Below are 13,756 nucleotides of genomic sequence, written 5' to 3'. Positions count from 1 at the left end.
TTTAGTGTAATTAGTTTTAGTAATTTTATGGCACATTGGGAACCTGAATTTCATTTGCGAATGTTATCTCTTCAAAATTCAAACCAAACTTAAGCCAAAGTGAGACCAAAGCGTTTCGTTGTAGTGAGGCTTCAGTAACATTAAAAGGAGCTTCCAAACTTTCATTTATGATATGTTCAGCCATTAATACTCTACTTGTTTCTCCATTGACTACAGGTATACCACTAATGGTGTACTGCGTATAACTATCATATCGATATAATTTATTATTTTCTAAACAATACGTTACTGGCGACTCAATGAAGTATAAGCGACTTGTGGGTGAGTCCGCATTGAACCTTAAAGTATTTTCTAATATTAACGTTACAGCGTCAGAAGTGTTAGTTATTGCTGACTTAACATATAAAGGCTTAAGTACATCATCAGCATCAGGGTCAAAACTAGCAATAACTCCATTATTTACACCATAGATATCATTACTGTTCAAACCGTAGACAGAAATTCTGGAGCTATTAGAAACTCGCCCACTTGCAAATGGCGCTATAAAAATAGTATCCGTTGCTGACTCTGGCAATACTGGCACATCCAAATAAACAGCATTCATTGCTATTGGAGTAAACTCTAAACATTTTTGTTCATTACTTAATCTTGCACTATTAGGCAGTGCATTTCTGATTTCACGATTTAAACGTTCAATAACAAACCTAGCCGTCGAAACTAGAGCTTCTCTATCAGCTGCATCTGTATAATTCCTTGTTCCTATTCTTAAAAACGATGTAATACTCGTTGCCAAAACCCCTAAAATCACAATAACTGTGATCAATTCAATTAACGTGAACCCATTACTTTTTGACTTTTGAATGAACATTAGAAATTCACTCGATAAACAGAAAAAGCAAATTTAAAGTCTTGCGGGGTAGTAACAATGACAGTAATCAACTTTGCTATATTGTTAATATTATCAGGTTGCCCATCAAAATTACCGTCAGTAATAACTTCAACATCGATTGCGTAGCCTATATAGGCCTCGCTAAATGCAATATCATCCCCCAAAGACGTTGCTAAAGTTATCAAACCATTGTAATCATCAACATCATTATAGCTTTCACGGGATTCCCCAATTTCACCCCCCTGTTCACTTGAAGGCGTACAAGGTGATGCTCCGGCATCACCACAACGAGAAAAACCACCAGACATATCCGAGTTTTGGTCAAAGGCCTTACCTAATATCTCGTTAATCATTGATTGCCCCAGTTCTGCGGCTTTAATTTGATGTACCTGTTCTGCACTCTGATTAGCTAGAGGATATATTAACGTGGTAAAAATAGAGAAAGCAATTGACAGCACAACTATGCCCACTATTGTCTCTATTAATGTAAAACCTCTTACATCTTTTGAAGTTAACTGTGACTTTAAATCAACAAAATTATAGGGCATGAATATAGCCCTCTGCCTCTATTTTTATCTTTAATGTTTGTTCACCTATAATCGAAATTTCACATGAAGCACAAGACATTGGACGGCCCATATCGTCAAAGGAAAAACTATTACCTGTTATATTACTCGAAAAGGAAACAGCATCACTAGAATTGATTTCTAAACCTGTAGCTACTTTACTTGCATCCCAGCTACTAGTAAAACTTGGCGTATCATCACAATCATCTGGAGCACCTATTTTTGTGCTAGTAATGAGTACTTGGTGACAGTCAAGAGCATTATCTCCCGTTTGTTGCATTGCTTTGATTTGTATCAACCGTAATTTTGCAATAACATCACTACGATACGCATGCTCAGAAAAGCCCTTTGATGTAAAAAATTTTGGTGCAACAGTAACTGAAAGTATACCCAAAATGATGATCACTATAATCAGTTCAATTAGAGTGAAGCCTCCTTGATGATTAAATAACGAATTTTTATTTAATTGGTCACACACTTTCATTCCAAGGGCCAAACGCTGCTATTCACATTTATTTAAGGTGAATGATGGTAAACTGTCAGAAGACGCCTTAACATAGTAAACTAGGCATGGATCCTCGGTACTAGTAGGCGGGGTTACATCTGTCCGGTAAATTGCAGTAACACTCCCGCCAGTTCCACCTAATGCTCTATACTTAAAATCGTCTGGATTTAAATTGAGAAGTCGTTGCCATTCACCATTATTAGCAACAGGGTAACCAAAGGTAATAAATAATTCACCGTCATTACTATCACCACCGTTATCGCCAATATTTACCGTGCTAAGAGATTCTTTTTGATTGCCTTTTACTAACGACTTACTATGCACTAATGACGATGCACTTTGCATCGCAGCTTTTACACCTTCCAAGGTTGCTGTTTGCGCATCAGCTTTTAAATTTATAAATTTCGGTGCTGCTGTGGCTGCCAAAATACCAAGAATGACAATAACAACAATCAATTCTATCAATGTAAATCCGTTGGCCTTCATAATTCTCTGATCCGCCCATATTCAAATACTTTCAACTAAAAAGTACTACATAGCAATAACTTAACATAATGTATTTAAATATTAAATTTTAATCAAAAAAAAAGGAGAGCTATGCTCTCCTTTAGTATAACCAATCGAATTAACAATCTGTTAATGTAGCAGTAACAACAGGCGGTGTTTCTGCATCTGTAGCATTAGCATATGATAATGTACAAACATCTCCTGTAGCTGTGCCGCTATGAGTAACCACTGCCGGACTTGCGTTTGTAATTGTAATGTCTGTGCCATCTTCAAGTTCAATTAGCTCAGCTAGTCCAAAGCCATTACCTGTCGATTGACCGTCTCCTTCAGCAGCTGCAGATGGGTACCCATGAACGAGTGCGAAAAACTCAGTACCAATTTGAATTTCTCCTGTAGCACCAGTTTGGCCTTCAACTAAAGCTTTAGCATGTACAAGATTAATAGCACTATTCATACTACCTTGCACACCTTCCATAACTGAACGTCTAGCGTCCCCCGTTAAATCAATAAATTTAGGTGCTGCTGTTGCCGCTAAAATACCTAAAATTACAATAACGACCACTAACTCAATTAAGGTAAAACCTTTTTGCTGATTAAAACTATTATTTGCTAACTTCTTCATAAAATGAACCTTCTATTATTAATCAAGAATTAATTATTATTAATGTAAACCACTACTGAGCTATCAGCTGGCTGATATGTAAAACTATTACCTACAGTTGTCAAAACACCTGGATTAGTAAAATTATTGTTCGAATCTTTATTTAACGTTTCTTTTAAATAATAATGACATAACGTTGTTTCAGTTGTGCCTGATTTAGCAACAAAATAATCCATAGTATTGTCATTATTTAAGGTATTAATGTTATCTGTTAATGCTGGCGGTTGTTGTAAAATATTTTGCCAAATTTCAATACAGTTTGTTGAAGTAAATCCTGTACCTAATGCTGCCCCGCCCGTTAAACCAACTGCATAACCTGGACGTACATCGTCAGTTTCAGTGGTAAGCACTAAAGTAGCACCATCGTAGTCAACCGAGTTACGGCCTCCGGTATCTTGTGGTCGACCTTCCGCTTCCCACTGTGCTCGAGCTAGTGATACGGCCGTAGCATAACCACCAGCCATACCTTCAATATTTGCTTGTTTTGCCTGGTCGGTTAAATCGATAAATTTAGGGATTGCTGTCACAGCCAAAAAGCCTAAAATCACGACTACGATAACTAATTCTATTAAGGTAAAACCTGATTGTTTTTTCATACCAACCTCACTTATAAACAATATAACTAATTCTAACAACGAATTACTAACAAAGTCACCTACTTAGTTGTAATTATACGTAGCTCTACCACTAACTTTTAACGATTACTGAAACTTCACTTTGCCATTATTACTTTGATAAGTGAAATACTCACCGCTAGGTAAGCTAAACTGACAGTAACTTATCGAGTGTTCACCTTGCGATTCAACCAATACCGCTCCAATAGGCTGTTTCATATATATTAATGGTGATTCCATGACATACTGCCATATGCTTTGGCACCGCAATGCTGAGTTCTGCACATCAACCCAGCCGTCGTCATTAACAGGCACAACAACTTTACTATCACCTTCAATGTTACTGTCAATTGTGACATTTTTTGGTTGCAGCTCCATAAACCATTGCGCATGTATACCGTTTACACGCGCCGAAAATACGTTGCTAACTGATTCAAAGCCAGCTCGTGTTAACTGCCCTTGGTGTTTAAAAAAGTAAAAAATAAAACTCGACATTAATAACGCAACGAGTACCACAACCACTAGCATTTCTCCCAATGATTTTTCATTCTTTTCAGAAACTTGTTGCGATGTCATCGAATGGGCTTACTATGCATATTAATTACCCTTAAATGCTGACATCATATCCCACATAGGGGTAAATATACCTAATGCTAATACTAGTACCATTGCAGCAACTATGGCGATCATTATTGGCTCTATACGAGCCGTTAAGGTGCTTAGTTCATAATCAACTTCACGCTCGTAGTAATCACCAACCTCTTCAAGTAATTCATCAACTCGGCCAGTTTCTTCACCAACAGCAATCATTTGTAATACCAGTGGTGTAAATAAAGTACTTGTAACAGCAGACCGTAATAAGCTTTCGCCACTTTCAATGCTGCTACGCATAGCTATTATTTTTTCGCGCATAAAAGTATTGTCAACCGCATCTGCAACTAAGGTTAAGCCTGACGTCATTGGCACGCCAGCTCGTAAGATAATAGAAAAACTATGAGAAAAACGCGAAAGTATTGAGCGTTCAATAACCCCACCTACTACAGGTAATTTTAATTTTCTTTTATCCCACAAATACATACCACGTGGGGTTCTTAAGTAATGACGTAAGGAAAATATCCCAACAATAGTAGCGACCAGCATATGAGGCCAATAATCCAAAAAGAAGTTTGAACTGACAATTAGCATTTTAGTTGCCCAAGGTAAATCAGCACCTAATTTTGCAAACATATTGGCAAAGGTTGGAATAACGAAGATATTTAAAATGACCATTGCCGCAACAATAGCAATTAGTACGAAAGAAGGGTAACGAAGTGCAGTTTTAATACGTTTTCGTGTTTCTTGTTCGCGCTCAAAGTAACTTGCAAGCTTTAAAAAAGCATCATCCAAGTTACCGGTATTCTCACCAACATGCACTAAAGAAATAAAAAGTGGAGAGAACAATTTAGGGTGTTGATGCAATGCTGTTGATAGTGGGAAACCACCCTCTAATTGCGCTGCAATATCAGTAAGTGCCGACTTTAATTTTACCGACGTACTCGACTCAGCCATACCATTAATTGCACGTAGAATAGGAACACCGGATTTGATTAACGCATACATTTGACGACAAAAAACAATTAAGTCATCTAAAGTTACTTGGTTCAATCCCAGTAAATCGCTGATATCAATATCTTTAGAGCCATCTTCGGCTACACTACTCTTTGCGCTTTCAATCGATATTGGAATAATACGCTGGCGTGATAACTGCTCAGCCACCAAGGTAGAATTAGCTGCATCAATTGCCCCTTTTACTTGGCTTCCGTTGGCATCTCGTCCGATATAATTAAAAGCGGGCATAATTTATCAAGTTATCCTGTTACGTCGACAGTTTCTACCAAACGTAATACTTCTTCAACGCTGGTAATTCCTAGCTTAGCATAATCAAACGCTGCTAACGCAAGTGGCTTAAATTCAGGATGCTGTTTTGCTAGCGATGTAAATGCCTCAGTATCATCACGTTTTAAGGCTGCCATCATAGGTTCATTCATTTCCAGTAACTCAAATACACCAATACGGCCTTTATAACCAGTGTATTGACATGACTGACAACCACTACCATGACTAAACTGAATATCTTTAACGTCATCGCCAACTAAATGCGATAACCACAACATTTCTTGCTGATCTGGCGTGTGCACTTTTCGACAACCTTCACAAACCTTACGTACTAAACGCTGTGCAATAATAGCGCGTAATGAGCTACCAACTAAAAAGCCTGCAGCGCCCATATCAAGTAAACGTAGGGCACTGGTAATTGCATCATTGGTATGGAGTGTAGATAACACTAAATGACCAGTTAATGCACCTCGCAAACCTATTTCAACTGTTTCTTGGTCGCGCATCTCACCGACCATTAAAATGTCGGGATCTTGTCGTAAAGCGGTACGTAAAACACTGGAGAATGTAAGATCAATTTTACTGTTAACTTGTACCTGATTGACCCGAGGTAAGCGATATTCAACAGGGTCTTCAACGGTAATAATTTTTTTACTGGCTTTATTTAGTTCGCTAAGCGCGGCATACAAGGTTGTGGTTTTACCACTACCGGTCGGCCCCGTCACTAGCACCATACCATGTGGACGTGATATCTGGTGGCGAATACGTTGCACGAAATGCTCTGGCATGCCCGTTTCGTCAAGCGACAACAACCCCGCTGATTGGTCTAATAAACGCATAACAACCGATTCACCATGCTGCACCGGCATTGTCGACATACGGACATCAATACTATGACCATTGATTTGTAGGTTAAAGCGACCATCTTGCGGCAATCTCTTCTCTGAAATATCAAGCCCTGCCATTAGCTTTAATCGCAAGACCATTGCTGAAGCAATTTTATTTTCTTTAAGAATATTTTCTTGTAATACGCCATCAATACGTTGGCGAATTCTTAAAGAGTTTTCATCGGGTTCAATATGTACATCAGATGCCCGCATTTGCACTGCATCCGCAAAAACTGATTGTAGTAATTTACCAACCGTTGCATCGCCGCCCTCTTCAAGAAAAGAACTTGATAAGTCAAAGTCACTGCTTTGATCGTATTCTTCTTCTAATTGACTGGCAAAAGATTCAATATCGGCCGTACGTCGATATAAGCCGTCAAAAGCCTCAAATAACTGTGACTCCATAACCACCGCAAGATTTAAGCGCTTTGGCGCCAGCATTTGTTCGATTTGGTCAAGCGCACTTAAATCAGCAGGATCACTCATGCCAATTAATACCGAGTCACCTTGATCTTCAATAACTAATGCACGTAACCGCCTAGCGTGTACTTCTGGCAAGAGCAAGGCTACTTCGCCTGGAATACGACGCTGACTAATATCTAAAAATGGTACATCAAGTTGTTGGGCAAGGAATTCAAGTAATTGTTGTTCACCAATATGACCAAGCTCAATCAGGGTATCGCCGAGCTTTCTGCCGGTCGACTTTTGACTATTCAATGCCTGCATCAACTGCTCGTTGCTGATAATATGTTCGTGAACCAAAAGGTCCCCTAAACGCATTTTTAATTTAGGTGCTGCCATATTATTCTCCTAACTCTACTAGTCGCTGACGAGCAAATTGCATGGTATTACTTGAAAGATTGCCCGTTGCCATTGCTTGACGATAAGCATTACTGGCCTGGCTAAATTGCCCTTGGCTATCTAATGAAACCGCAAGCCCTAACCACCAGCGCCCTACATGAGGCTCAATGGCTAATAATTTATGATAGGCTGAACTCGCTTGATTGTGTTCATTAACTTCAGCCGCAACGCTTGCCAATAACGCCTGTAATTCCACCGAATTGCTGTTACTAGCCGGAACTAACAAGTTTAATGCCGATTGTGCTTGTCCTTGCTCAAAATATATTCTTGCACTCATTAGACGCATTTCTTCTGACTGTGGCGCAAGAGCAAGACCTTGAGACAATAAATTTATTGCATTTTGATATTCTTTTTTCCCATACCAAAGTGCAGCAAGCTGTTTTCTCGCAACTTCATGTTCAGGTAATAACAGCAAAACTTCTTCAAATAATGACTCAGCTTTACTTAAATTATTAACTTCCATTGCCTGTTCAGCCTGAGTGATTTTCTTTTTTGCTAGCGCTTGTGGCGATAATTGCGAGCGAGAAATGCTTAAGCGAGGTTTACTTTTTTCAATGACTTGTTCTGCCTCAACAGTAGCTTTATTTGCTATTACTACCTCACCTTTTTGTAAACCTTTTTTTGTAGACAGCTTGTCAGGCGTAGCGGTTGCATCATCTAAACGACTGCTCTCAAGTATTTGTATAGCTTCTTCATTTAATGGTTGCTCGTTATCGGCGACAGAACTTGTTGCTGATTCTTTGTCTATCGCTCGCTGATTTTTGTCAAAGTTGGCTTGCAACTCGTCAGCAACAGACTCTACTGCGAAAGACGATTCAATGGCATCAACAATAATAGCTCCAGCTTTTTTTTCTGCATTTTTATCCTGTTCAGTGCTCGCTGACCCGTTATTAGTGATATTGCTTTCAGTACGATTAGTTTTGGCAGCACTCTGTTGAGCTTGTTCTTTTAATTGCTGGTTTTCGCTGTAAAGTTGCCATGCAAATACGCCAGCAATATTAATGATAACAATCACTAAAACTACTGATAATAGCCATTTCATATTTGAACTTTTTGTCGCGGCAGGTAGTACTGTATTCGTGTCGACATTTTGCTCACCTTGACGTTTATCAAGGTCTTTCAACATTTGGTTGATAACGCTCATAATGACACTCCGGAAATACGCCATGCGTAATACAATGCTGCAATTGTAATAATTGCTAATATACTTACCATCGTTACATTCGTTTTTTTATACCCTTGCATACCTTCGGTATCTTGTATCGCGCTGTATAAATGTTTTTTTGTCAGCTGATAACTACCCTCGCCATAGCCAAGCATCAGCATTTTATGACAAAGTATATTTACCAATCTAGGCACGCCTTGGGTTACTTTCGCTATTTTTTTCGCTAATGCATGATTAAATAAACTAGCACCTTTATATCCTGCCACTTGCATTCGATGTTGAATATAATGCTCAACTTCATGGGCAGTCATCGAACGTAATTTATAAGAAAAGGTGATCCGCTGTTTTAATTGCCGAAAAGCGGTTTCCGCTAGTCGCTCGTCAAGCTCTGGTTGCGCAAATAGCACTACTTGTAACAACTTACGTGTTTCTGTTTCTAAGTTAGTAAATAACCGCAAGGCTTCGAGGCTTTCAGCAGGTAATGCTTGCGCTTCATCTAAAATTAATACTACCGAATGTCCTTGCTTGTGTAATTCTAATAATCGCGTTTGAATGCGTTGCGTTAATAACTGTACCGACATACGTTGCGCTTGCTTAACACCTAGCTCAACAGCAACTGCTCGACGCAATTCATCAGGCTTTAAATACGGATTAGGGATATAAGCGGTTACAAAATGTTCAGGAATTTCATTAAGTAACTTTCGACACATTAAGGTTTTTCCAGTCCCGACTTCACCGACAACTTTAATAAAACCTTCGCCTGTTTTTAATGCTGTGGTTAGTACGGCTAAAGCCTCATTGTGAGGCTCAAGACCTAGGTAAAAATTAGTATTTGGCGTCAAGGTAAATGGTAATTCTCGTAAGCCAAAATGATACAAGTACATAGCAGATTACTTAGTTGCTCGTGACGTTTGCGTCCGAATCTTCCGGGAACCATTGCTTTAACAGCGCACGGGCATCTTGTAATTGGCTTTTCCAAGTATCATGACCTATCACAACTGGCTTCAACATAATAACCAACTCTTTCTTTTGAGTAGCATTACTTTTACTCTTAAAAAGCTCACCAACTAACGGTATATCACCTAATAGCGGGGTTTTAGATTCATTATCAACACGGCGTGTTTCAATCAAACCACCAATAACAACAATCTCACCCGACTGCGCTTTAATAATGGTGTCAGATTCACGAACACTACTTTGTGCAAGTGGTAGAGAAAGATCCTCACCACCTATGCGAATTGTTTTGGTTTGTTCATCGGTTAGTGTTACCGATGGATGAACATGTAGAATCACTTCTCCATTAGCATCTATTTGTGGTGTTACATCTAAGGCAATACCAGAAAAAAATGGGGTAAGCTGCACTTCTGGTGTAGTTGTTGTTGCGGTACCCGTTGTGGTCGTGCTAGAGACTTCTGTGACAAAGTACTCATCTTCGCCAACTTTAATCACCGCTTTCTGGTTATTGGTGGCAGTAATTCTTGGGCTTGATAATACTTGCACGTTACCTTGTGTGGATAGCAAACGAATAACACTGGTGAAGTCAGCATTTCTAAACGTTATTCCTGTTGCACCGCCAATACTTGCTGAAATCGCATTACCCGCAATATTACCATTTGTTGAAAAACCAATATCAGTGCTCTCTATGTGACCTAAAACATTGCTCCATTCGACCCCTTGTTGATAGTCATCATTAAGTGTCACTTCCATTATTTTTGCTTCAATAATCACTTGACGACGCAAATGTTCTTGCGTGCTTTCGATAAAACCTTTAACTGCACTTATTTCAGCAGGCATTGCACGTACCGTTACTAAGCCCGCTTGCGGAGAAACAATTACTGAACGACCATCTTCACTGCCAACCAATGCTGTTAAGGTTTCTTTTAACTCGGTCCAAAAGTCAGATTCATTCTCGGTATAAATATTAATACCGCTGCTGCCATTTTGATTATTGTTACCGTTATTGCCGCCACTATTATTATTGCTGTTGTTACGGTTGTTATTATTGCTGCTTCCATTATTGCTGTTATTCGGGTCGTTTTCAGATACGCCACCAGAATTAATACTGGTACTAGAAATACCGCTACGTTTTACGTAAAGATAATCTAATGGAATAGTTTCTGTGCGAATGCCTGCAGGGTAAACTTGAATAACACGACCTTGTCGACGAATGTCGTAACCGTATAACGATGCAATAACATCCAGTGCTTCATTAAGCGTGACATCTTTTAAGTTTAAAGTAATAGCGCCAGTTACATCAGGATGAACAGCAATGCTATATGCTGAATCTTCAACAATAGCAGCAAAAAATTGCTCAGCAGCAACGCCGCTAGCAGCTATTTGTAAACGCTTCTCAGCCAATAGTCCTTGGCGAGCTTGGCTCACTTCTTTTTGCATTAGCTCTTGTCTGACAGAACTAGGTAAACCTTGTAGTGGTTTAGGAGCCGCAGGTTTGCTGGTTTCGGCAATGGCGTTATCTAATGCCTGTGTTATCTCCGTTGGTGGTTTAGGTGCTGATTGACAACCAGCTAATACCAAAACGGCGGTACAACATAACCATTGAACTTGGTGTTTTGTATTTTTCATTATTTTTTTCATTTTGAGTTCGCTATAACACCGGAAAATAAAGACAATTCCATTCTACCTTGTGATGATTGCAACACCACCCCATTCGAGTTTATGGCTATGAGCTCAAAATCTCGATATTTATCGCCAACCGTTAAAACCTCACCATTAATCATGGCTTTTTTTGATTGGTTACTTTGAATAATTGATTGTAAAACTAATGCAGATTTACTGTCGCTACTTTGGCTAACAGCCGCTGTTGCACCAAAAGGACGTGTAGGATCTGTTTGTTGACTACTTACCGATAATGGCAATATGAGTATTAATAAAGTGCTGGCAATTTTATACACCGATAAACTCCTGTGAAGTACTCAAACTATATATTTCGACTTCAAGCTCACTAACGGGATATTCTTTTAGCTGGTAATCAAACTCTTGCCAAAAGAACTTCCACGACAACTCTTCTAATTGCTGTAAATATTTACGCAGCTGAAAGTACTGCCCTTGTAATTTAATTTTAATGCCATGGCGATATAATCGTAATTGCGGGCTTTCAGCTGATAAATCATTACCTTCAGCGTTAGCAATGTCAGCACTAGTATTCACTGTATCTGCCTTTACTTTATTTTTCGTTACAGGCTCTGCCGGTAGTACTTCAAAAGACAACATTTTTACGCCTTTTTGCAACTTTAATAACTTAATTAAGGCGTGACGCATTTGAATAGGATCAATTAAGTCTGAAGTTAAGCGCAGTAATTGCTCGTCAATTTCACCAAGTTTGGCCTGATACTGTGCCAATTCCTTTTTTAACGCTAAATTAGGATCTTCTAGTAACGCCTGCTCTAACATTTCAATTGAGTTAACATTATTACGATTACTTGTTTGAGTTTGCGCTATTTGTTTATTTAATTTCGTAATACGTTGGACAGGTGTATCCAAAAACAAAGTATACAAAATAAAAACAATGCCAATTAGGCCAGTGGCAATAATTAAATACTGTTCTCGCTTTGAAATATTATTAAATTTTTCACCATAAAGCTGCCATTGAGTCATATTACTACTCTCCTTTAGCTTGTGCAGAGCTAACAACAAATTCGGTTACTTGCTGCTCGTTTTCTGACAAAGTGAAATTAACAAAACGTTTTCCAGAAAGGAACGTAGACGACTCAAAACCAGATAACCAATTAGGCACAGCATCAGGACTTCTTGCTAAGCCCGAAAACGTCATATTGCCATTTCCAATAGTCACCCGCTGTAAACTGATATTCTTATCGTGTAGCTCAGCTAGCTCAGCCATAGCAGTAGAAAAACCTGCACTGTATGTTTGGGTTGGATCCGTTAACTGTTGATGTAAATGTTGTTTATTATCTATAACTAATTTGATGGTATTTAATTGAGCTAATAAATTTGCGTCTTTACGGTTATTGGCAATATCTAATTCTAGTTTTTGCAATTGCATTTTTTGTTGGCTATTGACAGAATTAAGCGTTTGATACTCAGCGTTTAAACTGCTGACTTGTAACTGAACAATAAAAATAAACGCCAACATAATCGCTAATACAATCAGCCATAAACTCGCCACGCGGTTCAATGTCCAAAAAACTTTTGCTGGCAATAAGTCAGCTTGTAATAGATTAATTGAATATTTAGCCATTAGCTTCTGGCTCCATAAAGTTAAGCGCTGTGGCTGCAATCGCTACCGCTTTTTCCCGCTCATTCTCAAGCAAACTAGGCATTTCAAATAACTTCACTTCAACGTTGGTATTTTCAGCTAACTTACGTGCTAAAAAGGCTTCATTCGCCATCGGCACTAGCACCTCAATAGTTTTAATTGGTGCTTGTTTAAGCTGTCGCTCAAAATAATCTGTCGAGCGCTGGATCTCCAAGCTCAGAGCATCAATAGTACCAGAAGTTAAATCCATTTCATTTTTGTTTGCTATTTGGCTAAAGCCACGTAAACGACGGCTAAAAAACAACTGACCGTTTTTAATGATCAATAAATTGATTTCTTCATTGGGCTGCTGACAAACAAGTAATATCGCATCCTGTTGAATCGGCAATAAACTTGCAAAAGCAAACTCTTCAGTGGTAATACTCCCGACGCTCATATCATCGGTTGTTAACAATGTGACCAATTCAATTAATTCATTTTTTGCTGCGCAAACAACATTAATTTTTTCTAGGCCGCCAGCTAATACAGGTCCGTCAAAGTAATCAAGTACCATATTATCCGGTGCAATACTGACAAGATCTTTAATTTGCCATTTTAAAGCTGCATTAATTTCAGCATCAGGCACTGTTGGTCGATCAACTTGTACAATTTGTGATTGAGTATTTGATAGCACAAGATGACATTGACCTGAGAATTCATGCTCAGACACTAGCGTCTTTAGGGTACTTGCTACAGGAAGTGCTTTATTTTCAATGGCATCACACTGATTTTCAGTCTCTTTTTTTGCAAAGAAAGCAACGGAGTGCTGTCGTAATGCAATACCGATCACATCAGAGGATTTTGGTTTAGAGAAAATACTTGTGATACGTGTAATAATTGACATTAAGCGATATTATTATTTTATTTACGTGCAAGATAAAACCATTATCGCTGATTCTAATTTCGACGCAAGTGTTTTAATTACTTCATTTTATTTAGCTTATTCTGAGATA

Annotated in this window: 16 protein-coding genes; all 16 read right to left on the bottom strand. The window is 38.7% G+C overall.

What is annotated here, in order from left to right; all coding sequences use genetic code 11:
- Window positions 1-25 precede the first annotated feature (25 nt).
- The gene (locus AC27E9_RS02300) at window positions 26-868 is read right to left on the bottom strand and encodes a PulJ/GspJ family protein (protein ID WP_487126870.1); all 843 of its coding nucleotides are present in this window, start codon (window positions 866-868) and stop codon (window positions 26-28) included.
- Window positions 868-1,437 (bottom strand): type IV pilus modification PilV family protein, encoded by a 570-nt coding sequence (locus AC27E9_RS02295; RefSeq protein ID WP_487126869.1) that lies wholly within the window; start codon window positions 1,435-1,437, stop codon window positions 868-870. The genes AC27E9_RS02300 and AC27E9_RS02295 overlap by 1 nt, the downstream gene beginning before the upstream one ends.
- Complete coding sequence (locus AC27E9_RS02290) at window positions 1,427-1,933, bottom strand: prepilin-type N-terminal cleavage/methylation domain-containing protein (RefSeq protein WP_487126867.1); 507 nt, start codon at window positions 1,931-1,933, stop codon at window positions 1,427-1,429. Before AC27E9_RS02290 ends, AC27E9_RS02295 begins: the two co-directional genes overlap by 11 nt.
- Before the next feature lie 24 nt (window positions 1,934-1,957).
- Window positions 1,958-2,425, bottom strand: a complete 468-nt coding sequence (locus AC27E9_RS02285; RefSeq protein ID WP_487126865.1) for a type II secretion system protein — start codon at window positions 2,423-2,425, stop codon at window positions 1,958-1,960.
- Between the two features lie 160 nt (window positions 2,426-2,585).
- Entirely contained in the window at window positions 2,586-3,089 is a 504-nt protein-coding gene (locus AC27E9_RS02280) for a prepilin-type N-terminal cleavage/methylation domain-containing protein (protein WP_487126863.1), read from the bottom strand.
- A gap of 29 nt (window positions 3,090-3,118) precedes the next feature.
- Window positions 3,119-3,724 carry a type II secretion system protein gene (locus AC27E9_RS02275; protein WP_487126862.1) on the bottom strand — a complete coding sequence of 202 codons (606 nt, stop codon included), beginning with the start codon at window positions 3,722-3,724 and terminating at the stop codon, window positions 3,119-3,121.
- 105 nt (window positions 3,725-3,829) lie between these two features.
- Complete coding sequence (locus tag AC27E9_RS02270; protein WP_487126860.1) at window positions 3,830-4,318, bottom strand: hypothetical protein; 489 nt, start codon at window positions 4,316-4,318, stop codon at window positions 3,830-3,832.
- 21 nt (window positions 4,319-4,339) lie between these two features.
- Window positions 4,340-5,578 carry a type II secretion system F family protein gene (locus AC27E9_RS02265; RefSeq protein WP_487126858.1) on the bottom strand — a complete coding sequence of 413 codons (1,239 nt, stop codon included), beginning with the start codon at window positions 5,576-5,578 and terminating at the stop codon, window positions 4,340-4,342.
- 11 nt (window positions 5,579-5,589) lie between these two features.
- Window positions 5,590-7,305, bottom strand: coding sequence for a GspE/PulE family protein (locus AC27E9_RS02260; protein WP_487126857.1), 1,716 nt, complete (start codon window positions 7,303-7,305; stop codon window positions 5,590-5,592).
- 1 nt (window position 7,306) lies between these two features.
- On the bottom strand, window positions 7,307-8,509 hold the full coding sequence (locus AC27E9_RS02255; RefSeq protein WP_487126855.1) for a tetratricopeptide repeat protein: 1,203 nt from the start codon (window positions 8,507-8,509) through the stop codon (window positions 7,307-7,309).
- Window positions 8,506-9,414 (bottom strand): ExeA family protein, encoded by a 909-nt coding sequence (locus tag AC27E9_RS02250; protein ID WP_487126853.1) that lies wholly within the window; start codon window positions 9,412-9,414, stop codon window positions 8,506-8,508. Before AC27E9_RS02250 ends, AC27E9_RS02255 begins: the two co-directional genes overlap by 4 nt.
- 10 nt (window positions 9,415-9,424) lie before the next feature.
- Entirely contained in the window at window positions 9,425-11,113 is a 1,689-nt protein-coding gene (gene mshL, locus AC27E9_RS02245; RefSeq protein WP_487126851.1) for a pilus (MSHA type) biogenesis protein MshL, read from the bottom strand.
- Between the two features lie 8 nt (window positions 11,114-11,121).
- Complete coding sequence (locus AC27E9_RS02240) at window positions 11,122-11,442, bottom strand: hypothetical protein (protein ID WP_487126849.1); 321 nt, start codon at window positions 11,440-11,442, stop codon at window positions 11,122-11,124.
- The gene (locus AC27E9_RS02235; RefSeq protein WP_487126848.1) at window positions 11,435-12,145 is read right to left on the bottom strand and encodes a hypothetical protein; all 711 of its coding nucleotides are present in this window, start codon (window positions 12,143-12,145) and stop codon (window positions 11,435-11,437) included. The genes AC27E9_RS02240 and AC27E9_RS02235 overlap by 8 nt, the downstream gene beginning before the upstream one ends.
- Before the next feature lie 4 nt (window positions 12,146-12,149).
- Window positions 12,150-12,746, bottom strand: a complete 597-nt coding sequence (locus tag AC27E9_RS02230) for a PilN domain-containing protein (RefSeq protein ID WP_487126846.1) — start codon at window positions 12,744-12,746, stop codon at window positions 12,150-12,152.
- On the bottom strand, window positions 12,739-13,647 hold the full coding sequence (locus AC27E9_RS02225) for a hypothetical protein (protein ID WP_487126844.1): 909 nt from the start codon (window positions 13,645-13,647) through the stop codon (window positions 12,739-12,741). Before AC27E9_RS02225 ends, AC27E9_RS02230 begins: the two co-directional genes overlap by 8 nt.
- Between the last annotated feature and the right edge of the window lie 109 nt (window positions 13,648-13,756).

The organism is Colwellia meonggei, assembly GCF_057537295.1.
This window is presented reverse-complemented; position numbering and strand designations above follow the sequence as displayed.